The 23882-nt window shown below is 59.8% G+C and carries 20 protein-coding genes and 1 pseudogene; 9 read left to right on the top strand and 12 right to left on the bottom strand.

What is annotated here, in order from left to right; translation table 11 throughout:
- Positions 1 to 29: 29 nt before the first annotated feature.
- From cysG to AB4072_RS14000, 3 genes are read right to left on the bottom strand one after another with little or no spacing between them, the layout of a single operon-like run.
- Complete coding sequence (gene cysG / locus AB4072_RS14010; protein ID WP_441968807.1) at positions 30 to 1523, bottom strand: siroheme synthase CysG; 1494 nt, start codon at positions 1521 to 1523, stop codon at positions 30 to 32.
- Entirely contained in the window at positions 1520 to 3271 is a 1752-nt protein-coding gene (locus tag AB4072_RS14005; RefSeq protein WP_441968805.1) for an NADPH-dependent assimilatory sulfite reductase hemoprotein subunit, read from the bottom strand. Before AB4072_RS14005 ends, cysG begins: the two co-directional genes overlap by 4 nt.
- Positions 3261 to 5021 carry a diflavin oxidoreductase gene (locus AB4072_RS14000; RefSeq protein WP_441968803.1) on the bottom strand — a complete coding sequence of 587 codons (1761 nt, stop codon included), beginning with the start codon at positions 5019 to 5021 and terminating at the stop codon, positions 3261 to 3263. Before AB4072_RS14000 ends, AB4072_RS14005 begins: the two co-directional genes overlap by 11 nt.
- Positions 5022 to 5428: 407 nt before the next feature.
- Here AB4072_RS14000 and AB4072_RS13995 point away from each other — a divergent pair, with 407 nt between their 5' ends.
- The 7 genes and pseudogenes from AB4072_RS13995 (at position 5429) to AB4072_RS13965 (ending at position 12310) form a co-directional block, all read left to right on the top strand.
- Positions 5429 to 6193 (top strand): phosphoadenylyl-sulfate reductase, encoded by a 765-nt coding sequence (locus tag AB4072_RS13995; RefSeq protein ID WP_441968801.1) that lies wholly within the window; start codon positions 5429 to 5431, stop codon positions 6191 to 6193.
- Positions 6190 to 7143 (top strand): sulfate adenylyltransferase subunit CysD, encoded by a 954-nt coding sequence (gene cysD / locus AB4072_RS13990; RefSeq protein ID WP_441968799.1) that lies wholly within the window; start codon positions 6190 to 6192, stop codon positions 7141 to 7143. The genes AB4072_RS13995 and cysD overlap by 4 nt, the downstream gene beginning before the upstream one ends.
- A pseudogene (gene cysN, locus AB4072_RS13985) lies at positions 7143 to 8471 on the top strand (sulfate adenylyltransferase subunit CysN); the annotation flags it as partial. The gene cysD and the pseudogene cysN, both read left to right, overlap by 1 nt.
- The gene (locus tag AB4072_RS13980; protein WP_441969200.1) at positions 8466 to 9527 is read left to right on the top strand and encodes a sulfate ABC transporter substrate-binding protein; all 1062 of its coding nucleotides are present in this window, start codon (positions 8466 to 8468) and stop codon (positions 9525 to 9527) included. The pseudogene cysN and the gene AB4072_RS13980, both read left to right, overlap by 6 nt.
- A gap of 3 nt (positions 9528 to 9530) precedes the next feature.
- On the top strand, positions 9531 to 10385 hold the full coding sequence (gene cysT / locus AB4072_RS13975; protein WP_441968797.1) for a sulfate ABC transporter permease subunit CysT: 855 nt from the start codon (positions 9531 to 9533) through the stop codon (positions 10383 to 10385).
- On the top strand, positions 10378 to 11259 hold the full coding sequence (gene cysW / locus AB4072_RS13970; protein WP_441968795.1) for a sulfate ABC transporter permease subunit CysW: 882 nt from the start codon (positions 10378 to 10380) through the stop codon (positions 11257 to 11259). Before cysT ends, cysW begins: the two co-directional genes overlap by 8 nt.
- A 13-nt stretch (positions 11260 to 11272) precedes the next feature.
- Positions 11273 to 12310, top strand: a complete 1038-nt coding sequence (locus tag AB4072_RS13965; protein WP_441968793.1) for a sulfate/molybdate ABC transporter ATP-binding protein — start codon at positions 11273 to 11275, stop codon at positions 12308 to 12310.
- 7 nt (positions 12311 to 12317) lie between these two features.
- Here AB4072_RS13965 and AB4072_RS13960 read toward each other — a convergent pair whose 3' ends face one another.
- Genes AB4072_RS13960 through AB4072_RS13935 form a run of 6 tightly spaced genes read right to left on the bottom strand, consistent with a single transcriptional unit; the run spans position 12318 to position 18033 of the window.
- Positions 12318 to 12827 (bottom strand): L-2-amino-thiazoline-4-carboxylic acid hydrolase, encoded by a 510-nt coding sequence (locus AB4072_RS13960; protein WP_441968791.1) that lies wholly within the window; start codon positions 12825 to 12827, stop codon positions 12318 to 12320.
- Positions 12824 to 13621: an ATP-binding cassette domain-containing protein gene (locus AB4072_RS13955; RefSeq protein WP_441968789.1), complete on the bottom strand. Its 798-nt coding sequence runs from the start codon at positions 13619 to 13621 to the stop codon at positions 12824 to 12826. The genes AB4072_RS13960 and AB4072_RS13955 overlap by 4 nt, the downstream gene beginning before the upstream one ends.
- Positions 13618 to 14568, bottom strand: a complete 951-nt coding sequence (locus AB4072_RS13950) for an ABC transporter ATP-binding protein (RefSeq protein WP_441968787.1) — start codon at positions 14566 to 14568, stop codon at positions 13618 to 13620. Before AB4072_RS13950 ends, AB4072_RS13955 begins: the two co-directional genes overlap by 4 nt.
- A complete protein-coding gene (locus tag AB4072_RS13945) occupies positions 14565 to 15356 on the bottom strand; it encodes an ABC transporter permease (RefSeq protein ID WP_441969198.1) in 792 nt (263 codons plus the stop codon). The genes AB4072_RS13950 and AB4072_RS13945 overlap by 4 nt, the downstream gene beginning before the upstream one ends.
- A gap of 35 nt (positions 15357 to 15391) precedes the next feature.
- On the bottom strand, positions 15392 to 16378 hold the full coding sequence (locus AB4072_RS13940) for an ABC transporter permease (RefSeq protein WP_441968785.1): 987 nt from the start codon (positions 16376 to 16378) through the stop codon (positions 15392 to 15394).
- A 44-nt stretch (positions 16379 to 16422) separates the two neighbouring features.
- Entirely contained in the window at positions 16423 to 18033 is a 1611-nt protein-coding gene (locus AB4072_RS13935; protein WP_441968783.1) for an ABC transporter substrate-binding protein, read from the bottom strand.
- Between the two features lie 395 nt (positions 18034 to 18428).
- Here AB4072_RS13935 and adh point away from each other — a divergent pair, with 395 nt between their 5' ends.
- Positions 18429 to 19949 (top strand): aldehyde dehydrogenase, encoded by a 1521-nt coding sequence (gene adh / locus AB4072_RS13930; protein ID WP_441968781.1) that lies wholly within the window; start codon positions 18429 to 18431, stop codon positions 19947 to 19949.
- 165 nt (positions 19950 to 20114) lie between these two features.
- Positions 20115 to 20507, top strand: coding sequence for a DUF779 domain-containing protein (locus AB4072_RS13925; protein WP_441968779.1), 393 nt, complete (start codon positions 20115 to 20117; stop codon positions 20505 to 20507).
- Between the two features lie 2 nt (positions 20508 to 20509).
- Here AB4072_RS13925 and AB4072_RS13920 read toward each other — a convergent pair whose 3' ends face one another.
- The 3 genes from AB4072_RS13920 to mmsA form a co-directional block, all read right to left on the bottom strand.
- Positions 20510 to 20857 carry a hypothetical protein gene (locus AB4072_RS13920; RefSeq protein ID WP_441968777.1) on the bottom strand — a complete coding sequence of 116 codons (348 nt, stop codon included), beginning with the start codon at positions 20855 to 20857 and terminating at the stop codon, positions 20510 to 20512.
- A 243-nt stretch (positions 20858 to 21100) separates the two neighbouring features.
- Complete coding sequence (gene mmsB, locus AB4072_RS13915) at positions 21101 to 22297, bottom strand: multiple monosaccharide ABC transporter permease (protein ID WP_441968775.1); 1197 nt, start codon at positions 22295 to 22297, stop codon at positions 21101 to 21103.
- Between the two features lies 1 nt (position 22298).
- Complete coding sequence (mmsA, locus tag AB4072_RS13910; protein WP_441968773.1) at positions 22299 to 23828, bottom strand: multiple monosaccharide ABC transporter ATP-binding protein; 1530 nt, start codon at positions 23826 to 23828, stop codon at positions 22299 to 22301.
- Positions 23829 to 23882: the final 54 nt, after the last annotated feature.

Below are 23882 nucleotides of genomic sequence, written 5' to 3'. Positions count from 1 at the left end.
GCCGCTTAGTTTGCGGTGATTCCCGCGTTTCAGGTTGTGACATCCGCAAGATCGCGTTGATGGCGTGACCTGTTCGTCGCTCTGCTTCTCAAAAGTGGTGCGGCAACTTCCTTGAGCGATGCACCGAACATGATGATGAGAGGCCCGTCTTCCGGCAAGAACGAGCCATTCGCGACCGCACCGATGGTGGTGCTGACGGCCTGTTGCGAGTCCCGTGACACATCGCTCATGGCGATCAAGGGCGTGTCGTCCGGCAATCCTGCATCGCGCAGTCGGGTCGCGAGCTTCTCCACCGTTCGACGTCCCATATAGACCACGGTTGTCGCGCGTGAATCTGCCAGCGCCGCGATATTCAGATCGGATGGAAGCTGTCCATGGCGATCATGGCCAGTGATGAACTGGACCCGCTGGGCGTGATCGCGGTGAGTGAGGGAGCGACCAAGCGCTGCCGCGGCCGCACTTGCCGTGGTGATGCCGGGAACGACGCGAACGCTCACGCCCGCTTCATGACAGGCTTCCGCCTCCTCGCCCGTTCGCGCGAAGATTGCCGGGTCGCCTCCCTTCAGGCGCACGACACGCTTACCCTCGAGAGCAAGATCGACGATCAGCGCATTGATGTCTTCCTGGCGGCAGGCCGCGCCATGACCTTCCTTGCCTACATGGATGCGTCGCGCCTCTCGTCGCGCCAGTTCGAGAATGGCGGGCGTGACCAGACGGTCGTAGACGATCACGTCGGCCGCCTGAAGTTCACGCATGGCCTTCAGAGTCAGCAGCTCAGGGTCACCTGGCCCCGCGCCGACAATGACGACTTCGCCAATGCCAGGGCTTCTTGTGGTGTCGTGCGCGACCTTGCGGGCGATTTGTTCAAGCGTCTCGGTGCTCAGGCGTTCATGCGTCGATGAATCGAAGGCGGCGTCGACAAACTTCTCCCAGAATTGGCGCCGGTCCGTCTTCGAGAGGAGCAGGCTTCTCAGCCGCTCGCGAAAGGCTTTCGCGGCAATCGCCCAGGCTCCGAGCGACATCGGCAGGACAGCCTCGATCCGCCGACGAATGGATTGCCCGAGAATTGGCGCTGCACCATCCGTGGAGATAGCGACCACAACGGGGCCGCGATTGACGAGAGTGCCGAACTGAAAATCGCAAGCCTCCGGCCTGTCGATCACATTGACGAGAATGCCGCGCGCCCGTGCTGCTTGCGCAAAACGAGACGCCTCTTCCGTATCCTCCGCATCAGCGATGGCGAGCGAGGCGTTGTCGAGGTCCTGCTCCTGCCACGAGCGATGAACGAGTTTGATGCGATTACCACTCGCCTCAGCGAGCATGCGCAACTCCGGTTCTGGCTCGGCCACGTAAATCGTCACCGATGCGCCAGCTGCCGCCAATAACTCCGCCTTCCATACGACAGGCTCCCCGTCCCCGGCAATAACGACATGCTTGCCTTGGAGGTCGAGAAAGATAGGCAGTTTGGCCAGCGTCGCGAGGCGTTTCGAGCGCGTCTCGATGGGCGGAATGGCGTCGGTCACGACGCGACCTCATGAGGGACCCTGCTCAACTGCAACGGACCCGTATTCGCATGGAAGTCACGTCCGTTCTCGGTCGCTGCGACGCGCTTTGTTCTCACAAGGAAGGCGCTGAAGCGCTCCGTGGAGTGGCGCTCTTTCGCATAGGCGCCGAAGAGCGGATCGAGGGTCGAGACAATGCCGTCGTGTTCGAGGTCTTCAGCGTAGAGTTTGGAAAGGCGCGACCCATCGAACGCGCCGCCGAGATAGAGGTTGTATCGACCGGGCCCTTTTCCCACGAGACCGATCTCGGCGATATAGGGGCGCGCGCACCCGTTGGGGCAGCCGGTCATGCGAATCGTGATCTCGTCTTCCGCCAGACCATGCGATGCAAGACGCTCTTCGAGCGCGGTTACGAGCGAAGGCAGATAGCGCTCGCTTTCGGCGAGAGCGAGGCCGCAAGTCGGCAAAGCCACGCAGGCCATGGCATTGCGGCGCAAAGCGGTCGCTTCGCTCGTCAGGCCGTGCTCGGAAACCAAGGCCTCGATGGCAGCGCGCTCTTCCGCCCGCACATTGGCGATGATGACGTTCTGGTTCGCGGTCAACCGAAATTCGCCGTCATGGATTTCGGCGATACGGCGCAAGCCTGTCATCAACGAGGGGCCGCCAGGAATATCGCGCAGCCGGCCGTTCTCGATGAAGAGAGTCAAGTGAGAACGGCCATCTTCGCCATCGACCCAACCGTAACGATCGCCGTTCGAATCAAATGTGAAGGGCTTAGGATCTTCGAGCGGTTTTCCGATACGCCGCTCGACCTCGGCGCGGAAGGCTGCAAGGCCGCGATCCTCGATCGTGTATTTGAGGCGGGCATGCTTGCGGTTCGTGCGATCACCCCAATCCCGCTGCACGGTCACGACCGCTTCGGCAACGGTCAGCGCATCTTCCTGTTTGCAGAATGCCATGACGTCGGCGGTGCGCGGATAGGTATCCGGCTCGCCGTGCGTCATCCCCATACCGCCGCCGACAGTGACATTCCAGCCCTTGAGATTTCCCTTCTTGTCGAGAATGGCGATGAAGCCGAGATCGTGGGCGAAGATATCGACATCGTTGTCGGGAGGAACCGCAACCACGGTCTTGAACTTGCGCGGCAGATAGGTGCGGCCATAGACAGGCTCGACCACTTCCTCTTCCCCACCCGCGATCTTCTCTCCGTCGAGCCAGATCTCGCGATAGGCGGGTGTCTGCGGCAGCAGGCGCTCGGAAATGGCTTTCGCCAGTTCGTGCGCTGCATGATGAGCCCGCGACTGGTGCGGATTGGAGGAGGCGAGCACATTGCGGTTCACGTCGCCGCAAGCCGCGAGCGTGTCGAGAAGAGCTGCATCGATGGCCTTCATCGTCGTCTTCAGATTCGACTTGATCACCCCGTGGAACTGAAATGTCTGACGGGTCGTCAGGCGCAGCGTTCCGTTGGCGTATTCACGCGCGATGCGGTCCAATTGCAGCCATTGCGCCGGAGTGCAGATGCCGCCGGGAATCCGCAGTCGGATCATGAAGGAGAAAGCCTTCTCCAGCTTCTTCTTTGTCCGTTCGGCGCGCAGGTCTCGGTCGTCCTGCAGGTACATGCCGTGAAATTTGACGAGCTGCTGATCGTCCTCGCTGATCGCGCCGGTCGCGACCTCCGTCAGCCCCTCGGCCAACGTGCCGCGCAGGTAGGCGCTGACTTCCTTGATGCGCTCATTGCGGGCGAGGTCATTCGTCATTTTAGTACACATCCTGCAAGTAGCGGCGCTCTCGTTCGAGCGTTGCGACGGTTCCTTCCGCTGTTTCCGAAGCAATTGCTTTCACATCGGCGAAGAGGCGAACGAGCGTCTTGCGCACATCCTTCGCCATGGCGGAGGCGTCTCCGCAGACGTAGAAGCACGCGCCGTTTTCCAACCAATCGACCACGTCGCGCCGCTGCTGCCAAAGACGATCCTGGACATAGACCTTCTCCGGAGCGTCACGCGAGAAGGCCACGTCGACGCGGTTCAGCGAGCCATCGGCGAGGGCGTCCTGCCATTCGAGCTGATAGAGAAAATCGTGCGTGTAGCGGCGATCCCCGAAGAAGAGCCACGAGCGACCTGTGGCGCCAATCGCACGCCGCTCCTGCACAAAGGAGCGGAAGGGAGCGACGCCCGTGCCCGGCCCGATCATGATGATGTCCGTCGAGGGATCGGGAAGGCGGAAATACTTGTTCGGCTTAATGCGAGCCTTCAGTGTTTGCCCGACCTTGAGGCGGTCGGCGATGAGGCCCGAGGCGACACCGGTACGGGATCGTCCATGAGTTTCATAACGCACCGCGGAGACTAGAAGGTGGACTTCGTCTCCCACTTCACGAAGCGAGGAGGCGATGGAATAGGCGCGCGGCGGGAGAGGGCGAGTCAGGGAGAGTAACTGCTCTGCGGTCAACGGCGCGCGATGCTCTTCGAGCAGATCGATGAGCTGACGCCCCTGAACCCATGTCTTCGCGTGCCCCTCCTCAAGGATGCGCTTTGCTCCCGCATGCCCGGTCACATTCGCGAATTTCTCCGCGGTAACGGTCGAAAGGGTTGTGATGTCACGCTCCGTCTCCAGCGTCGTCCGAAGGGAAGTGTCCGACGAGAGTCCGGTTGCGGCAAGAACGGAATCGACAAGGGACGGATCATTCAATGGAAAGACTTCCAGAGAATCGCCTGGTTCGTAAGGCCGCGTCGCGCCGTTGAAAGCGAGGGCCAGGTGAATCGTTTCCTTGTCCGAGCGCGACGAATTGAGATTGATATGCTCCGTAATCTCAAGTTTGAATGGCCCGCCATCGGCGATTTCCGCCTCTCGTGCCGAGAAATTGACCGCGACGACATTGTTGGCGGGTTCCGATACGGGGGCCAGCGTCTCGATAGTCTTTGCAATCCATGCCGAGGCGGGCGACTTGAAATCGAGATCGCAATCGACGCGGTCGACGACGCGTGTCGCGCCGAGTTCCGCAAGGCGCTCATCAATCGCTTTTCCAACGGCACAGAATTCGGCATACGCCGTGTCGCCGAGCGCCAGTACACCGTACGATACGCCTTCGAGGCGTGGGGCTGTGGGGCCGAACAGGTCAGCATACGATCGCGCGGCCCGCGCGGGCGGTTCGCCTTCACCCCAGGTGGCCGCAATCACAATGAGGCGCTGCTCCTTCGAGAGATCCGCGACGTTGAGATCGGCAAAATCGATGACCTTCGGTTTGAACCCGCTCTTGCGTGCCAGCTTCGCGGTTTCCTGGGCAAGGTGTTCCGAATTGCCGGATTCACTGGCGAAGATGATCGTCAATGGCTCGACCGCCTTGGGCGGAGCGAAGGATTGCGGCGAGAGATCCGCTCCCGCGGTTTGCGCATCGAACCCGGCCAGGAACCCCGCAAGCCACGCGCGCTGAAGGGCGGTCGCTCCGCTCAATGCGTTGTTGAGTTGCACAATCGCATCATTGGCGAAGGGAGCGGTTTTGGGGATGAAAGCGCTGCTGGCCATGGCTTCGCGTCAGCTCCTGTCAGAGGTCGACAGGGTCTGGCGCACGGGCCTCGAAGTCAAGAAAATTGTTCTTTTTTAAGAACGACACTTTTTGGCATAAAAATCTCTGTATGGCCTTCAGCGAAGAAAATTTTGTCGCGAGCGTGCATTTCAACCCGAGATGTCTCACAAAGATAAGCTTTTGAGGCGCTCGGCATTTTCTTAGCAGCAGTAATTACATGGAAAATACTCTTCTCTTGCAGGTGTGAACGCTAGACAATCAAATCTGGCAATCAATGAGTTCAGAAAAGGAATTTCTAGAGGATACATTTTCTGATGAGACTAGCTTTTAGTGCGCTCGATGAACTTGACATCGTTCTATAAAACGAACAGTCTTGAGCAACGATGATAGCCATCGGATGTTGGACATGACCTTTTCCGCAACGATCGCAGACGACCTCGCGTCCGCACTGAAATCGGCCTCGCTGCCACAGCGTCTCAGAGCGGCGAGGGCGCGACTTGAAGGAAGGCTTGTCTTCACGACGAGTTTCGGACTCGAAGATCAGGCGGTTGCGCACGCGATCTTCTCCAACGATCTCGATATCTCCGTCGTGACGCTCGACACAGGGCGGCTTTTTCCCGAGACCTATGACGTGTGGGCTGAGACCGAGGCATTCTTCGGGCGTCGGATCGGTGTGCTTTCACCGGATCGCGCTGCTCTCGAGGCGCTGGTCGCGGATCAGGGTATCAATGGCCTTCGGCATTCGGTCGAGGCGCGAAAGGCATGCTGCCATGTTCGTAAGGTCGAGCCGCTGACGCGCGCCCTCGCCGGTGCTTCCGGCTGGGTCACAGGGCTGCGGGCCGGCCAGTCGGCCAACCGCACGGAGACGCCACTGGCGGAGATCGACGCGACCTATGATCTTATCAAGATCAATCCGATTGCCGACTGGAACGCCAGCCAAGTCGCGCAATATGTGAACGATAATCGCGTGCCCTACAACGTTCTGCATGATCGTGGATTCCCGTCGATCGGTTGTGCTCCGTGCACCCGTGCCGTTCGAGTCGGCGAGCCTGAGCGCGCTGGGCGCTGGTGGTGGGAGGCCGATGCGAAGAAGGAATGTGGATTGCATCTGCGGCCTTCGCCCGCCCCGGCATCGCAAAACGGCAATCGTTCTCTGGAGGTTTCGTCATGAGTCTCGCGCATCAATTCTTCGACACTTCATCGGAACATGATGTCGTTGCCGAGCGCCTGACGCATCTCGACAGGCTCGAGGCGGAGAGCATCCACATCCTGCGCGAGGTCGTGGCGGAGAGCGAGAACCCGGTTCTGCTTTATTCTATCGGAAAGGACTCATCCGTCCTCCTGCACCTCGCTCTGAAGGCGTTCTACCCGGCAAAGCCGCCATTGCCGCTTCTGCATGTGGATACGACCTGGAAATTCAAGGAGATGATCCGCTTTCGCAACGAGCGTGTCCGCGAGCTGGATCTGCAATTGATCGTGCATATCAATGAAAACGGGCTCGCACGCGGCATCGGCCCGATCTCGCATGGGTCGGAGGTCCACACGGACGTCATGAAAACCCAGGCGCTCCGGCAGGCGCTCGATCATCATCGTTTCGACGCGGCCATCGGCGGCGCGCGCCGCGACGAGGAAAAGTCGCGGGCGAAGGAGCGCGTCTTCTCGCTTCGCAGTGAGCAACATCGGTGGGATCCCAAGCGCCAGAGGCCCGAGCCTTGGCGACTTTACAATACGCGCAAGCGCAAGGGTGATAGCTTCCGTGTCTTCCCGCTGTCCAATTGGACCGAGCTGGACATATGGCTCTATATTCATCGGGAGAATATCCCGATTGTGCCCCTCTATTTCGCTGCGGAGCGGCCCGTTGTGGAGCGCGACGGAGCGCTGATCGCGGTCGATGACGAGCGTCTGCCGTTGCTGCCCGGCGAAGTGCCGCAACTTCGCTCGGTTCGATTTCGAACGCTCGGTTGCTACCCGCTCTCGGGGGCCATCGAAAGTGATGCAACGACGCTCGTGGACATCATCGGCGAGACGCTGCGGGCGCAGACGTCCGAACGCCAGGGGCGGCTGATCGATCAGGATGGCGCCGCTTCAATGGAGCGCAAGAAGCAAGAGGGTTATTTCTGATGACCGTTCATGTCCTCAAGCCATCTGTCGATCTCGCGCCGATATTGAAGGCCCAACGCCGGAAGGATGTGTTGCGTTTTCTCACTTGCGGTTCGGTGGATGATGGAAAATCGACCCTGATCGGCCGGCTTCTGCACGATGCCAAGCAGCTTTTCGATGATCAGCTCGCGAGCTTGCAGCGGGACTCCCGGCGGCATGGAACGCAAGGGGACAAGATCGATTACGCCTTGCTCGTCGACGGCCTTTCCGCGGAGCGCGAACAGGGCATCACGATCGACATCGCCTATCGCTTTTTCTCAACCGAGACGCGCAGCTTCATCGTGGCGGATACGCCGGGACACGAGCAATATACGCGCAATATGGCGACGGGCGCATCCACCGCTGATCTGGCGATCCTGCTTGTCGATTCGCGCAAGGGCCTGTCGTTGCAGACACGCCGACACAGTCTCCTTCTTTCGATGCTCGGCATTCGCCATGTGGCGCTTGCCATCAACAAGATGGATCTCGTCGGGTGGTCGCAGGCCGTGTTCGACCGCATCATCGCCGATTATCGGTCATTCTCCGCCGATCTTGGATTCATCGACGTCACGGGCATCCCACTCTCGGCTCTCAACGGTGACAATGTCGTTCAGCCGGCTGTCGCGGCCTCTTGGTATAGTGGCCCCACATTGCTGCAACACCTTGATACGATCCAGATCGAGGACGCTGATCGCGATGCGCCGTTCCGGTTTCCGGTGCAATGGGTCAACCGCCGAGTCGCCGATTTTCGTGGCTATGCCGGTTCAATTGCGGGCGGCACGATCAGAGTAGGGGACCGCATCCGCGTTCTACCCTCTGACCGTGAAACGAGCGTGGCGCGGATCGTGACGTTCGACGGCGATATCGAACAGGCCGTCGCTGGGCAATCCGTCACGCTGACGTTGACGGATGAAATCGACATTTCGCGCGGCGACGTGCTGACGGGGATCGTCGCACCTGCTCAAGTTTCGGACCGGTTGCGGGCGCGGTTATTTTGGGCCGGCGATCGACCGGTCGTGCCTGGTGATGCCTTCCTGCTTAAACTCGGGACCGCGACAGTCCGCGCCACCGTCGAGGGGATTCATCATCGCATCGATCCTGACACGGCGCAGACCGAGCCGCGCAATACACTCGATCCAAACGACATTGGCGAATTGGAACTGGTTCTCGATCGCCCGCTGACTTTCGACCCTTACTTGCATAATCGCGAAACAGGAGGTTTCATCCTCATTGATCGCGAGAGTTTCGACACCCTTGGCATCGGGCTTGTCCTGACGGCCGATCTCAACGCGAAGGAGAATTCTATGTCGCACGATGCTTCCGAAACGACATCGCTTAAGAAACGCGGCGCCTTTGGACAGGCTTGGCGTCGATTCTTTCTGTCTTTTGCGGCTGCGGCGACAATCATGACCGGGGCGGACGCCGCTTTCGCACAGACCCAGCTCCTCAACGTTTCATATGATCCGACGCGTGAGCTCTATCGCGAGATCAACCAGGCCTTTACCGATGAATGGAAGAAGCAGACGGGTGAGGCCATCACCATACGCGCGTCGCATGGCGGCTCGGGTGCCCAGGCCCGGACCGTCATCGACGGTATCGATGCGGATGTGGTCACGCTCGGCATTCCGTCCGACATCGATGCCATTGCCAAGTTGACCAACAAGATTCCGGCTGATTGGCGCGGCAAACTACCGAATAATTCACTGCCCTACACATCGACCGTGGTGTTCCTCGTCCGCAAGGGTAACCCGAAGGGTATCAAGGATTGGAGTGACTTGGCGCGGTCCGATGTTCAGGTGATCACACCGAATCCAAAAACCTCGGCGGGGGGCCGCTGGAACTTCCTTGCCGCTTGGGGCTATGCCCAGAACAAGGACGGCAGCGCCGACAAGGCGCGGGAATTCGTCACGCAGATCTACAAGAACGTCCCCGTGCTCGACACCGGCGCGCGCGGTTCGACGGTCACCTTCGCGCAGCGCGGCTTAGGCGATGTTCTTCCCGCCTGGGAAAACGAGGCCTTCCTGGTCCTCGATGAGTTCGGCAAGGACAAGTTCGACATCGTCGTGCCCAGCATCTCCATCCTCGCGGAGCCGCCGGTGGCGCTGGTAGCAGGAAACGTGGACAAGAAAGGAACACGCAAGGCGGCCGAGGCCTATCTGCAGTTTCTGTATAGTGACAAGGCGCAAGCGATCTTCGCGAAGCATCATTACCGGCCGATCAAGCCGGAGGTGGCGTCGAAGGACGATCTGGCACTCCTGCCGAATATCAAATTGTTCACTATCGAGTCGCTGCAAGGCAACTGGGATGACATCCAGAAAAATAACTTCGACAATGGCGGCGTGTTCGATCAGATCAGCAAGCGATAAAGCATGAGCTTGGTTCTACCGGCCAATATCCGCTTCAAGCGGGCGAGCGTGATCCCGGGTTTCGGGATCACGTTCGGCTACACGCTTCTCTATCTCGGCCTGATTGTTCTTCTGCCACTGGCAGCACTCATCCTAAAGGCTTCGAGCGTCGGGCTCGACGGAATATTAGCTGCAGCGCTCGAACCGCGTGTCCTTGCGGCGCTGAGGGTCAGCTTCGGTATCTCGCTTGTCGCCGCTTTCGTGGCTTCCCTGTTTGGTCTGCTCGTCGCCTGGGTTCTCACACGCTATGACTTTCCCGGACGGGCCTTTATCGATGCCATGGTCGATCTTCCCTTCGCCTTGCCAACGGCGGTCGCCGGCATTGCGCTGGTGGCGCTTTACGCTCCGAACGGCTGGATCGGATCTTTGATCGAGCCTTTGGGCATCAAGGTCGCATATACACCGCTCGGCATTTTCGTGGCGTTGGTTTTCATCGGCCTGCCTTTCACCGTGCGAACGGTGCAGCCCCTGATCGTCGATATCGATCGCGAACTGGAGGAGGCCTCGGCGACTCTCGGCGCCTCGCGGGTACGGACGCTCTGGAGCGTTCTCCTTCCGCCTCTCCTGCCGGCTATTTTGACAGGCTTTGCGCTGGCCTTTGCGCGCGCGGTCGGAGAATACGGATCGGTGATCTTTATCGCCGGAAACCTCCCTTATATCTCCGAGATCGCACCGCTTCTCATCGTCATCAAACTCGCGGAGTTCGATTACACCGGTGCTACCGTGATCGCGACGATTATGCTGGCAATATCGTTCTCGACATTGTTTGCGATCAATCTCATTCAAGCCTGGAGCCGACGGAGGTTCGGCCATGTCTGATGTCGTTCCCGTTCCCGCTCGAAATGACGCCCGTTGGACGAATGTGGTGACGGAAGGTGCGCTCACGCGGAGGATCGCCATTGCAATTGCGATTGCTTTCCTCACTCTCTTTCTCGTCTTGCCTTTAGCCGTCGTGTTCGCGCAGGCCTTCAGCAAAGGCCTCGGCGCCTATCTTGCGGCTTTTCAGGAGCCGGATGCGCAGGCCGCGATCAGGCTCACCTTGCTGGTTGCGGCGATTTCCGTGCCGCTGAATGTGGTGTTCGGTCTCACGGCCGCGTGGTCGATCGCGAAATTCGACTTCAAGGGCAAAAGCCTTTTGATGACGCTGATCGATCTACCGTTTTCAGTCTCACCGGTTGTCTCCGGCCTGATCTATGTACTGCTCTTCGGAGCGCAGGGGCTCTTGGGACCGTGGCTCATGGAGCACGGTATCAAGATCGCCTTTGCCTTGCCGGGTATCGTTCTCGCGACGATCTTCGTCACCTTCCCCTTCGTGGCGCGAGAGTTGATCCCCCTCATGCAGGAGCAGGGAACGGCAGAGGAAGAGGCGGCTCTGACCCTCGGGGCTTCGGGGTGGCGCACCTTTTTGACCGTGACCCTGCCGAACATACGCTGGGGACTGCTCTACGGCGTTCTGCTTTGCAATGCCCGCGCCATGGGCGAGTTCGGCGCGGTCTCCGTGATTTCCGGCCATATTCGCGGCCTCACCAACACCATGCCGCTCCACGTGGAGATTCTCTACAATGAGTACAATTTCGTTGCCGCCTTCGCGGTCGCATCGCTCCTCGCCTGCCTTGCCCTCGTCACCCTCGCAGCTAAATCATTCCTGGAATGGCAAGCGGGTGATACCCTCTCCGGACGTCCCGCACATTGAACGGAGCACGGGTTTGGAGGTCAGGGTCGCGAACGTCGCCAAGGAGTTCGGCGAGACCGCCGCTTTGCGCGATGTCAGTCTCACCGTGCATCCGGGCGAGCTTCTGGCGCTGCTCGGCCCTTCAGGATCTGGAAAAACGACGCTTCTGCGGGTGATTGCCGGTCTCGAAGCGCCGGAGCGGGGGCAGGTCTTCTTCGGCGGGCAGGACGCGACGAGCCTTGCCGTTCAGAAGCGTCAGGTCGGATTCGTGTTCCAGCACTACGCTCTCTTCAAGCATCTCAATGTGGGCGACAACATCGCCTATGGCTTGCGTGTTCGTGAGCGAGCGCGCCGCCCTTCCAAGGCCGACATTGCGCAGCGGGTTTCCGACCTCCTCGAGCTTGTGCAGCTTTCCGGCTACGAGGCGCGCTTTCCGGCGCAGCTTTCTGGTGGTCAGCGGCAGCGCGTGGCGTTGGCCCGCGCTTTGGCCGTAGAGCCACGCGTCCTCCTCCTCGACGAGCCGTTCGGTGCGCTCGATGCCAAGGTCCGGAAGGACCTGCGCCGCTGGCTGCGCGACATCCACGAACGCACGGGCCAGACGACGATTTTTGTGACCCACGATCAGGACGAAGCCCTCGAACTCGCCGACCGGGTCGCGGTTCTCAACAACGGGCGCCTGGAGCAGATCGGTACGCCGGATGAGGTGCAAGATCGACCGCAAACGCCGTTTGTGCTCGGCTTTCTCGGCGACGCCGCGCGGTTCGATGCCCGGATCGTTGGCCGACAGGTGTTGATCGGCGGCAAGGCCGTTCCTGTCGATATCCATGGGCGGGGGGACGGTGAGGCGGCGCTCTATAGCCGTCCCTGGCAGTTGCGAATCGCATCGCCCGCCGAGGCCCATGTGAGAGGTGTGGTGACCGGTATCCGCCGGGTCGGCGGTTCGCGGCGGATCGAGATCCAGGGAGCCGCGAAGGCGAAGGTCGAGGTCGAAACCGCGCTTTCCGTGGAGCCCGCCATTGGCGAAGAGGTCGGGTTGGAGATCCTCAACGGTTACGTTTTCGCGACTGATTAGGTTCGGATCATGGCGCGTCGCGGTTCGTCAGGTTGATATGGCAGCAGCCGGAACCGTGCCCGGGTGACCAGGTGACATTGTCGAAGCGAATTCCGGTCGCTTCGAAAAGCCCGCGATCGAAAGCACCCGCGATCCGGCAAAGACTGGTGAGTTTGTCCTCTCCGACGCCGGCCTCGACCCACGCGTCTTTCAGTGGGCAACGTTTCACCTTGAAGCTGATACCATCCTCGCGACGCTCCACATCCGTCGGATACATGCGGCCTTCATCGGGACTGACGGATAGAAAAGCTTCTCCGATCTCAAGCGCCTGATCGGGTCGATAGGTCGCGAAGGCGGTTGTCGCGACTTCCTGGCCCCGTTTTTCGATGGCGCGGATCATGATGGCCTCCGCCTCTTCGGCACCAAGCTCCAGTGTCAGCTCGTCATACATGAGGCGATAGAGGTCGGCCCGATTGCGAAAGGCGCTTTCCAGCTCCTGCGCGAGCTTATCGGCGCGTTTGTCGGTTGAGACAGTCATGGGGCAATGTCCTTCGAACGAGGGCGATGAAGCTTAGGCACAGCGGCAACGAGCGCCGAACCGATGGCGGAAATAGGATTGGCGATAACGTCGCGCACGAGCCCGGTTTCGACGATACGCCCGGTCTCCATGATTGCCACACGATGGGCGATGGCGCGAACGACGCCGAGATCGTGGGAAATGAACAGGAAGGCAATGCGTTCCTCCTGCTGAAGATCCATCAGAAGATTGAGGATTTGCGCGCGCACCGACACATCGAGCGCAGAGACGGCTTCATCGAGAACGATCAGGGACGGCTTCGTGGCGAGCGCGCGGGCAATAGCGACACGCTGGCGTTGGCCGCCGGAAATGTCGTGAATGGCCCGCTCTGCGATCCTGGGGGCAAGGCCGACACGGTCAAGAAGGCCCGCGATTGCGCGCGGGCGCTCGACACGTGGGACGATGCCGTGGATGCGCAACGGATCGTCCAGCACGCCGGACACTGTCGCACGAGGGTTGAACGCAGCCAGCGGATCCTGAAACACCATCTGCAATTTGGCGCGGGCCGCTCGAAGCTTAGCGCCGTCGAGTGAGAGAATGTCTTCGCCTCCAAAATGAATAGCGCCACGGTCCGGCTCCATGAGACGCATGACGATCCGGGCAAGAGTCGATTTACCGCTGCCGGAGGGGCCGACGAGGGCGAGTGTCTCGCCGGAGGAAAGCGTCAGGTTGACGTCGATGAGTGCCGGGACCGGTTCTCCGGCGCGCCGGAAATTTTTCGAGAGATCGCGAATGTCGAGAAGAGGCGCACTCATGCGGCAAGATCCTTCTCATCGAGAAGAACGCACGCCGCTCCATCGCCGATTGCCCCTCGCCAGAAGGGATCGATATCACATCGTGCATTCGCAAACCTGCAACGTTGCGCGAAGCGACATCCGCTTGGTGGATGCGTCAGGTCTGGCGGATTGCCCGGAATGACCGGCAAGCGTCGGTGCGGGTCCTGTCCGAGATCGATGTGAGCATCGATCAGCGCCTGCGTGTATGGATGGCGTGGAGCGGAAAGAAGATCGGCTGCATCACCCGCCTCCACGAGGCGCGCCGCGTAGAAAACGGCGAGACGCTCGGCCAGCTGCGATGCGAGAGCGATGTCATGCGTGATGAAGACGAGCGACATGCCGTCTTCCCGCGTCAGCCTATCGAGCAGCGCCACGATCTCGGCTTGGACAATCGTGTCGAGTGCGCTTGTCGCCTCATCCGCGATCAAGATCCTGGGGCGCGCGGCGATGGCGGCGGCGATGGCGACACGCTGCCTTTGGCCGCCTGAGAGCTGGTGCGGAAATGCATGCAATGTTGCGTGCGGATCGGGGATATGCACGCGTGCGAGGAGATCGAGCGCGAGACGATAGGATTGCCGCCATGTGAGGCCGAGATGCGCGCGCGCCACTTCGGCGATCTGTTCGCCGATGGTGAGGACCGGATCGAGGCTCGCGGACGGATCCTGAAACACGAAACCGATATCGCGGCCGGGCTTGGGAAAATGCCCAAGCGAGGGCCACGCAATAACGCCCTCCATCATTGCGCTCGACGGCAGCAGACCGGCAAGGGCCAGCGCGAAGGTACTCTTGCCCGATCCGCTTTCGCCGATGATCGCAAGACGCTCGCCTTGGTCGATGTCGAGGTTGGCGCCGGCCAAAGCCTCCACATTCTTCACCGCGTCACGATAGTGAACGCTGATGTTTCTGATCGAGACGAGCGCGGTCATGCCTGGCTCCGTTTCGTCGTCATGGCCTCGATGACGCCCTCACCAAGAAGGTATACGCCGAGGACGGAAATCACGAGCGCAATGCCTGGAACGATGGAGAGGAACGGCGCAGACCGCAGAACGTTGCGACCCTCCGCGATCATGCCGCCCCACGTGACGCGGTTGGGATCGCCGAGGCCGAGGAACGAGAGTGCCGCCTCTGTGAGGATCGCTCCTGCCACGATGACGGAAGCGAGGGTGAGAACAGGCGGCAGGGCGTTCGGCAGCACTTCCTTGAACGCGACCTCGAACGGATGCATCCCGATGACGCGCGCGGAGGCGACGTAGTCCCGCTCGCGGATGGACAACACCTCCGCGCGGGCGATGCGCGCGGGGCCTGTCCAGGCGGCAAGAGCGATGGCGAGAGCCACGACCAAAAGAGATGGCCCGACCACGCTGACGAAAGCGAGAGCGAGAAGAAAGCCCGGCACGGTCTGAAACGCGTCGGTGATACGCATCAGGATCTCATCGACGAGGCCTCCAGAGAATCCTGCGATCGTTCCGACAACCGCGCCGATGCTGACCGCAGCGAAGGCGGCAGCGAGGCCTACAGTGAGCGAGGTACGCGCTCCATGGACAAGACCTGCCAGAACGTCCCGGCCCAGCCTGTCCGTCCCGAGGATTGTGGCGCTATCCTGAAAGGGGCTGGTCAAGGGAGCCCCGACGATGGCGAGCGGGTCACCGGGAAAAAGCAGGGGAGCCAGCAATGCTGTCACCACGAGCACGAGAATGATCGCCGCACCCGTCATGCCCTCCGGGGAGCGGAAAAACCGAGCGACGTACGTCACGAGCTTGCCTCCGTCGCGCCGACACGTGGATCGAGCGCCGCATAGGCGATGTCGACGAGGAGGTTGATGACAATGACAACGACGGTGCTCACCAGAATGATACCGAGAAGAAGTGGCGTGTCGCGCCCGGCCACCGCCTCTTGTGCGAGACGGCCGAGGCCGGGAATCGAGAATACGCTCTCGATGACGACGCTGCCGCCGAGCATGGTGGCTGATTGCAGGCCAAGCATGGTGACGAGCGGGAGCAGCGCATTCCTTGCCACATGACGCAGAACGATTCGTCGTCGGCTCAAGCCCTTGGCGCGTGCGGCACGAATGAAATCCATGCGCCAGATCTCGGCCATGCCGGTGCGCATCATGCGCAGGTAAAGGGCGAGGTAGATGAAGCCGAGCGCGCCGACCGGCAGCACGAGGTGGCGCGCGACATCGAGTATGCGCTCGAACCCATGCTTGCCCGAAGCGATGGTCTCGATGCCGCTCGAAGGAAACCACCTCAACTGAACGGAGAACACGACCGTCAGGACGAGCCCTAACCAGAAGCCGGGGATCGCGTAGAGTGTCAGCGAGCCGATCGAGAGGAACCTATCGCGAAGGCCGCCCGGCCGCGAGCCGGCGAGAATGCCGAGAAGCGAGCCTAACCCGAAGGACAGGGCGGTGGCACTGCCCATCAAGAGCAGGGTGTTCGGCAGCCGCTCGAGTATCACTGACAGAATGGGCCGTGAGAAGATCACCGACCGACCGAGATCGAGATGGAGCAGGGACCAGAGATAGATCGCAAGGCGCGTCGCGGGCGATTGATCGAGACCCCAGCTTCGGCGCAACTGCTCGATCATGCCGGCATCGCCGCCGGTCGACACGGCATAAGCGTCGACAGCGTCTCCGGGAGCCGCTTCAAGCAACAGAAAGGTTCCAACGATGACGATCAGCAGCACCGGGATGCTGCCGATCAGTCTCCGCCGGAGGAGCATCAACGCACGTTTCACGCCACTCGTCCGGACATCAAAAGCCTTGTTCGAATCCTATGATGTCACGTTTCGATCCAGGTGTCCGCCCAGTTCGAAACCGCCCAGCGCGGATTGCTGGAGACGTTGTGAACGGTTTTGCGGGCGACGGTGATGAAGCCCCACTCGGCCACGTTGATCAGGGGGAGATCCGCCGCCGCCAGCCGTTGCAGGTCCTTGTAGAGGTCCGTCCGCGCCTTCTCGCCTATGGTCTCGGCGGCCTTGGCGATAAGGCCATCGAGCTCGGGTTTGGCGTAGCCGCCCTGGTTGGAGAACGGCACGCCATCGGGCACACCGCTCTGGACCAGAATGGTGGTCGAAATCGCCGGATCGCCGCGATAGACCGTCGGCGCGATGGCGAGGTCGAAGGCGTGATCCGTATACACCGCCTTCTGGTGAGCGGCGGAATCGTTGTTCACGATCACCGCGTCGATACCGATCTTCGCCAGTGCCTGCCGCAGATAATCTCCGAACTGCTTCGTTTCGTTGAAGTAAGGTGCGGGCAACAGCTTCAGGCTGAACCGCACACCATTCGCGCCGCGCGCATAACCCGCCTCGTCGAGGAGAGCGTTGGCCTTGGTCGCGTCGAAGGCGTAAGTCGGGACATCCGGCGTATAGAACTGGGTGTCGTAGCGCGGCACCAGGCCTGTCGACGTTTTGGCGTAACCGAGGAAGATGGTCTTGACGACGAAATCCTTGTCGATGGCGTGGGCAATGGCTTGACGCACCTTGAGGTCGGCGAGTTCCTTGCGGCGGTGATTGATCTCGACCACGAGCTGATAGGTGAGCGCCTCGTAGCCCTTCGAGATCACTTCGATGCCGGGCACTTTCGAGATGCGTTCGAGATCCGCCAAGGGTACGGCGGAAAAGGCGGCGAGGTGGATTTCCTCCGCTTCGAGAGCGCTAGCCGCCGCTGCGCGGTCCGGCAGAACGCGATAGACGATTTCGTCGAGGTAAGGCTCGCCCTTGCCCCAGTAATTCGTGTTGCGCGCAAGGCGATAATATTGGCCCGGCTTGTGTTCGGCGAATTTGAACGGCCCGGTTCCGATCAAGGCGACATTCGCTGGATTGGTCGCGATGTCGCCATTCTCGAAGACGTGCTTCGGCACCACGCTTGTCAAGGCCGGCAGGGCGTTGCGGATGAGCTGGAAGGGGACGGGCTTCCCGAAACGGAAGATCGCCGTATGGGCATCGGGCGTGTCGACCGCCACGAGATCCTTGAAAACGGTGCGACCGAGATTTTGCAAAGGCTTCCAAATCTGAAGCGCGGAGAAGGCCACATCTGCCGATGTGAACGGCTTGCCGTCGTGCCAGGTAACACCCTCGCGCAGTTTGAAGGTGACCGAAAGGCCATCCTTCGATCCCTCCCAGGCGGTCGCAAGGCGCGGCTCAAGACCGTCCTTCCCTTCGAAGGACGCTTCCGCCAGAGGCTCGATCACTTTGTTCGCGACGAAGAAGACGCCGTTCGACGCGACGATGGCAGGGTTGAGGTTTCGCGGCTCCGAATCCGCTGCCACGACGAGACGGCCGCCGCCTTTCGGCGTCTGAGCCGCTGCGATACGGGTCAGGGCCGTCGAGGCGAGAAGGAGAGTGGAGCCGGCGAGAATTCCGCGCCGGGAAATGTGAAAATCTGTCATGGCTGCATTCCGTTGTACCAATCATCATAGGCGCGGAGGACTTCGTTCTCAATGTGGTTTCAGCGCGGGCCCGCCTTCGGCCGGATATGTCGAAACGCCTTCTTTCCAAGGCTTTTCTCGAACGAACGGAAAAGGTCGTTATCCAAATGCCTCCAACTATGGAGAAGCATCCTCTTTTCCGTCGTAACTTTGGATGAAAAATTCGAGTGGCGGCTTAGCGGCAGATGAGGCGTGGTGGATTGCCATGAGTGCGAACGACAACACCTCTTATGGCGTCGCGGGCGGACACCCAACGACTGTTTGCTGCAATGCGGTGACGAATGCTGCGTTGCACATAGGATCCTTGGCAGGCGCGTTGCTCTTGTGTGGATGTGGTTCAATCCCGGGAGGAACAGATGAACAAGCCGGATTTTCTCAGCACCAATCTGAAGGCACCTTTCAAGACGCGCTATGGCAACTATATCGGGGGCGAATGGCGGGAGCCGGTGAACGGCCGTTATTTCGAGAATACATCGCCCGTGACCGGCAAGACTGTCTGCGAGATCGCTCGTTCCGATAAGGATGATATCGAGGCGGCGCTTGATGCCGCCCACGCCGCCAAGGACGCCTGGGGCAAGACCTCGCCTGCTGAGCGCGCGGTGATTCTCAATGAAATCGCCAACCGCATGGAGCAGAATCTCGATAAGCTGGCTCTTGCCGAGACATGGGACAATGGCAAGCCGATCCGCGAGACGACCGCTGCCGACCTTCCGCTGGCCATCGATCATTTCCGCTATTTCGCGGGATGTATCAGGGCACAGGAGGGAGGGATTTCCGAGATCGACCACGACACGATCGCCTACCATTTCCATGAACCGCTCGGCGTGGTCGGGCAGATCATCCCCTGGAATTTCCCGATTCTCATGGCGACCTGGAAGCTCGCGCCCGCTCTTGCGGCCGGCAATTGCGTGGTGATCAAACCCGCCGAGCAGACCCCGGCTTCGATCCTCGTCTGGGCCGAAATCGTCGGGGATCTCCTGCCGCCGGGCGTGCTCAACATCGTCAACGGCTTCGGACTCGAGGCTGGAAAGCCGCTGGCGTCGAGTTCGCGCATCGCGAAGATCGCGTTTACGGGTGAGACCACGACCGGGCGTCTGATCATGCAATATGCCAGTCAGAACCTGATCCCGGTGACTTTGGAACTCGGTGGAAAATCGCCGAACATTTTCTTCTCCGATGTAACAGCGGAGGACGACGATTTCTTCGACAAGGCGATCGAGGGATTCGTGATGTTCGCCCTGAACCAGGGTGAGGTCTGTACCTGCCCGAGCCGCGCGCTGATTCAGGAATCGATCTACGATAAGTTCATGGATCGGGCGCTCGATCGAGTTGCCGCGATCAAGCAGGGAAGCCCCCTCGACCTGACGACGATGATCGGCGCTCAGGCTTCCAGCGAGCAATTGGAGAAGATCCTGAGCTATATCGATATCGGCAAGCAGGAAGGCGCCGAGATCCTCACAGGTGGCGAACGCAGCATCCTCTCCGGCGATCTCGAAGGCGGCTTTTATGTGAAGCCGACAGTCTTCCGTGGGAACAACCGCATGCGGATCTTCCAGGAGGAAATTTTCGGTCCTGTCGTGTCGGTGACGACGTTCAAGGATGAAGCGGAGGCACTGTCGCTCGCCAACGATACGCTCTATGGTCTTGGAGCGGGCGTGTGGACACGCAACGGAAACCGCGCCTATCGCTTCGGGCGCGCGATCCAGGCGGGCCGTGTTTGGACCAACTGCTACCACGCCTATCCCGCGCATGCGGCCTTCGGTGGCTACAAGCAATCCGGCATCGGGCGTGAGAACCACAGCATGATGCTCGATCATTATCAGCAGACCAAGAATCTGCTGGTGAGCTACAGCAGCAAGGCGCTCGGCTTCTTCTAGAGCATGATCAGAACAAGTGGAAATCGGTTGTTCGCTCGGATCATGCGGCATCAAAGTAGAGTTTGATCACGTTTCAATCTGAAACGATTAAACTCTAGAGCATGATCATTTCCTGCCGGGGGGCCCGTCTTGGGCGCTCCGGCAGGAAATTGGAAGAGGGGAAACATGAGCGAGATTTTGCGTGTTACCGCAACGCCGCGTGCTCTCGAATTGATTGCAATCCTGCAGCGCGAGCATGGGCCGGTTCTTTTCCATCAATCGGGCGGTTGCTGCGACGGCTCGTCCCCCATGTGCTATCCGCAGGGCGAGTATCTCGTCGGAGAGAACGACGTGCTGATGGGGATGATCGGTGGCGCACCGTTCTATATGAGCGAGTCCCAGTTTGCGTATTGGAAGCATACGCAACTCATCATCGACGTCATTCCCGGACGAGGCGGCATGTTCTCCCTGGACAACGGCCGTGACGTTCGGTTTCTGACCCGCTCAAGGCTGTTTACGGATGCGGAATCGGAAAGTCTCCAGAGTCAGGAGAAGCGCCTTAAGGAAGGCACTTCCTGAATTCACGCAGCGTTCGATGTCTCGGTCTCCGTGATCGCTTGAACCGCATGACGCGATTGATCTGTACGGGTGAGATTGGAGGTCGTGCGGCTTGCTCCCATCGTCGGAGCTTTCGCGTTTGTCGCGTTCAGGTCGGTTTGGATGCTGGAGAGAAGACTGACCAACCAACTCTGTCCTCCTTGAAGTCCCTCACGGAGAGCTGACTTTGCGACATCAATCTTCGCCGAGACCTCGGTTACATTGCGAGCCGGAAGAGATACGAAATCCTGCTCGATTGTAGAGAGTTCCCGCACGAGCTCGTCACGCAAAGGCTTTTGATCATCAACCATGATGAGAGGTGAGGAGAGCATGCCTCGCAGGGCTGCCCATCTCAGTCCGAGGGCGCTCACTGATTGAGTTGCTTCAATGCCAGTCGAATGTTTTGTGTCGGCCACGGCCTTATCCTTTTACGAAAGAATCAGGCGTGCAGCTAAGGTTATTGTTGTGGCGTTAATCGGGCAGCGATGAGTTTTAAAAGCGCTTAGTGTGCGAAGTGCCAAGCAGATGAAACGTTATCTAGCGCCGAATTCGGTTACGATCACCCTGAATTGGCGTCACTTCTTTTTATTGTAGACATCCAGGAAGACAGCGGCGAGGAGCACGAGGCCTTTGATGACTTGCTGATAGTCGATGCCGATGCCGAGGATCGACATGCCGTTGTTCATCACGCCCATGACGAAGGCGCCGATGACCGCGCCCGTGACCTTGCCCACGCCGCCGGAGGCCGAGGCTCCCCCGATGAAGCACGCGGCGATCACGTCGAGTTCGAAGGAAAGGCCTGCCTTTGGCGTTGCCGTGTTCAGGCGCGCGGCGAAGATCAAACCCGCAAGCGCCGCGAGTACGCCCATATTGACGAAAGTCAGGAAGGTCAGGCGCTCGGTTTTGATGCCGGAGAGCTTTGCGGCTTTCTCATTGCCGCCCAGCGCATAAATGCGCCGACCGATGGTCGTGCGGTTGGTTACAAAGGCATAAAGCGCGATGAGAGCCGACATGATGATGAGAACATTCGGCAGGCCCTTGTAGGTCGCAAGCAGGTAGCTGAAATAGATGACGATCGTGCACAAGATCGCATTCTTGAGCACGAACAATCCGAATGGAGCCGTCTCGACGGCGTGCGCTTGCTGTTTTGCGCGGTTGCGCGTGCTGAAATAAACGATTGCAATGGCCGTCACGACGCCGATCAGGAGCGATGTGATCCGCAAGCTCTCACCATCGAAGAAGTCGGGGATGAAACCGGAGCTCAATTTCTGGAAGGCCGGTGGAAACGGTCCCACGGACTGGCCGCCGAGCAGAGCAAGCGTCAAGCCCTTGAAGACAAGCATGCCCGCCAGGGTGACAATGAAGGAGGGGATCCTGAAAAAGGCGACGAAATAGCCCTGTGAAGCCCCAATCGCAGCGCCTGCAAGCAGACATACGATGGTCGTCGGGATGAAATGAATGCCGAAATGCACCATCATCACCGCCGCGAGTGCCCCAATGAAGCCGACGACGGAACCGACCGACAGGTCTATATGCCCGGCGACGATGACGAGCAACATTCCGAGCGCCATGATGACAATGTAGCTGTTCTGCAGAACGAGATTGGTCAGATTGAGCGGCTTCAGGAGGGTGCCACCGGTGAGGACCTGAAACAGCAGCATGATGGCAATCAAGGAGACCAGCATGCCGTAATCGCGAAAGTTGTTTTTCAGAAAGCTCGCATATGATGTCTGCTTGGCGTTTTGAAGATCTGCAGAAATCCCGGTATCCATCTCAACGTTTCCCCGCCTGCATGATTGCACGCATGATTTTTTCCTGGGAGGCCTCCGCAGCCTCGAATTCGGCGATGAAGGCGCCCTCGTTCATCACGTAAATGCGATCGCACATGCCGAGCAGTTCCGGCATTTCGGACGAGATCATGAGGACGCCCTTGCCCGCATCGGCAAGCCCGTTGATGATCGTGTAAATCTCATACTTGGCGCCCACATCGATGCCGCGCGTCGGCTCATCCAGAATCAGCACCTCCGGATCGGCGAAGAGCCACTTGCTCAACACCACCTTCTGCTGGTTGCCGCCGGAAAGATTGATCGTCTCTTGAAAGATATTCGGACAGCGTATCTTCATCTTGCCGCGAAAATCGCTGGCGACAGCCTGCTCACGGATTTCGTCTATGACACCGCCTTCGGAGACGCCGGCGAGATTGGCAAGGCTGATGTTCTTTCTGATGTCTTCCTCGAGGATCAGGCCATAGGTCTTGCGATCCTCGGTGACATAGGCGATGCCGCTTTCCACAGCTCGGTCGACCGTGCTCACATCGATTTCATTGCCGCGAAGACGGGCACGGCCGCTGATGTTGCGGCCGTAGGTTCTGCCGAAGAGACTCATGGCAAATTCGGTTCGTCCTGCCCCCATTAGCCCTGCAATACCGACGATCTCGCCGCGCTTGATGTGAAGGTCGACGTTTCTGACGGTCTGCACATTTGGATGGATAGGGTGATAGGCGGACCAGTTCTCCACTTCGAACAGGGTCTCGCCGATGTGAGATTCACGCTTGGGGTAGCGATCGGCCATTTCGCGGCCGACCATTGCACGAATGATGCGATCCTCGCTGACTTCGTCCTGCCGACAATTCAGGGTCTCGACGGTACTCCCGTCCCGCAGCACTGTAATGGAGTCGGCGACTTTCGAGATTTCGTTGAGCTTGTGCGAAATCAGGATCGAGGAGATGCCTTGCGCCTTGAACTGCAGAAGCAGAGCCAGAAGCGCATCGCTGTCGCTTTCATTCAGGCTGGCGGTCGGCTCATCCAGAATGAGCAGCTTGACCCTTTTCGAGAGCGCCTTGGCGATCTCGACAAGCTGCTGCTTGCCGACACCCAGATTCGTGACGAGGGTTTGGGGAGCCTCCTGGAGGCCGACCTTGGCGAGAAGCACTTTTGTACGGGACGACACCGCGGCCCAGTCGATGATGCCGAATGTCGCCTGCTCGTTGCCGAGATAGATATTCTCGGCGATGGACAGGAGCGGAACAAGCGCCAGCTCCTGATGAATGATGATGATGCCAAGCTTTTCGCTGTCGGAAATGCCCTTGAAGCGCCGCTCCTCGCCTTCGAAATGGATCTCACCGGAATAGGAGCCGTGGGGATAGACGCCGCTCAGCACTTTCATCAGGGTGGATTTGCCCGCGCCGTTCTCGCCGACGACGGCATGAATTTCGCCGGCCCTCACCACGAGATTGACGTCGTCCAGAGCGTGGACGCCGGGGAAGGTTTTTGTGATTCCTCGCATTTCAAGGATCGCATTCATCAAGGAACCTCGGATCCGCGACAGCTCTCGTGCCGATCGTAAAACGAATGAGGA

It is taken from the genome of Microvirga sp. 2MCAF38, assembly GCF_052115485.1.
Taxonomy (GTDB): domain Bacteria; phylum Pseudomonadota; class Alphaproteobacteria; order Rhizobiales; family Beijerinckiaceae; genus Microvirga.
The sequence above is the reverse complement of the archived record's forward strand: the minus strand, read 5'-3'. Positions and strand labels throughout refer to the sequence as shown.

Excerpts from the sequence above, each read along its gene's own strand:
- AB4072_RS14005 (WP_441968805.1), bottom strand. The coding sequence starts at position 3,271 with ATGTGTACTAAAATGACGAATGACCTCGCCCGCAATGAGCGCATCAAG.
- AB4072_RS14000 (WP_441968803.1), bottom strand. The coding sequence starts at position 5,021 with ATGGCCAGCAGCGCTTTCATCCCCAAAACCGCTCCCTTCGCCAATGAT.
- AB4072_RS13995 (WP_441968801.1), top strand. The coding sequence starts at position 5,429 with ATGACCTTTTCCGCAACGATCGCAGACGACCTCGCGTCCGCACTGAAA.
- cysD (WP_441968799.1), top strand. The coding sequence starts at position 6,190 with ATGAGTCTCGCGCATCAATTCTTCGACACTTCATCGGAACATGATGTC.
- AB4072_RS13980 (WP_441969200.1), top strand. The coding sequence starts at position 8,466 with ATGTCGCACGATGCTTCCGAAACGACATCGCTTAAGAAACGCGGCGCC.
- cysT (WP_441968797.1), top strand. The coding sequence starts at position 9,531 with ATGAGCTTGGTTCTACCGGCCAATATCCGCTTCAAGCGGGCGAGCGTG.
- cysW (WP_441968795.1), top strand. The coding sequence starts at position 10,378 with ATGTCTGATGTCGTTCCCGTTCCCGCTCGAAATGACGCCCGTTGGACG.
- AB4072_RS13960 (WP_441968791.1), bottom strand. The coding sequence starts at position 12,827 with ATGACTGTCTCAACCGACAAACGCGCCGATAAGCTCGCGCAGGAGCTG.
- AB4072_RS13955 (WP_441968789.1), bottom strand. The coding sequence starts at position 13,621 with ATGAGTGCGCCTCTTCTCGACATTCGCGATCTCTCGAAAAATTTCCGG.
- AB4072_RS13950 (WP_441968787.1), bottom strand. The coding sequence starts at position 14,568 with ATGACCGCGCTCGTCTCGATCAGAAACATCAGCGTTCACTATCGTGAC.
- AB4072_RS13945 (WP_441969198.1), bottom strand. The coding sequence starts at position 15,356 with ATGACGGGTGCGGCGATCATTCTCGTGCTCGTGGTGACAGCATTGCTG.
- AB4072_RS13935 (WP_441968783.1), bottom strand. The coding sequence starts at position 18,033 with ATGACAGATTTTCACATTTCCCGGCGCGGAATTCTCGCCGGCTCCACT.
- adh (WP_441968781.1), top strand. The coding sequence starts at position 18,429 with ATGAACAAGCCGGATTTTCTCAGCACCAATCTGAAGGCACCTTTCAAG.
- AB4072_RS13925 (WP_441968779.1), top strand. The coding sequence starts at position 20,115 with ATGAGCGAGATTTTGCGTGTTACCGCAACGCCGCGTGCTCTCGAATTG.
- AB4072_RS13920 (WP_441968777.1), bottom strand. The coding sequence starts at position 20,857 with ATGCTCTCCTCACCTCTCATCATGGTTGATGATCAAAAGCCTTTGCGT.
- mmsB (WP_441968775.1), bottom strand. The coding sequence starts at position 22,297 with ATGGATACCGGGATTTCTGCAGATCTTCAAAACGCCAAGCAGACATCA.
- mmsA (WP_441968773.1), bottom strand. The coding sequence starts at position 23,828 with ATGAATGCGATCCTTGAAATGCGAGGAATCACAAAAACCTTCCCCGGC.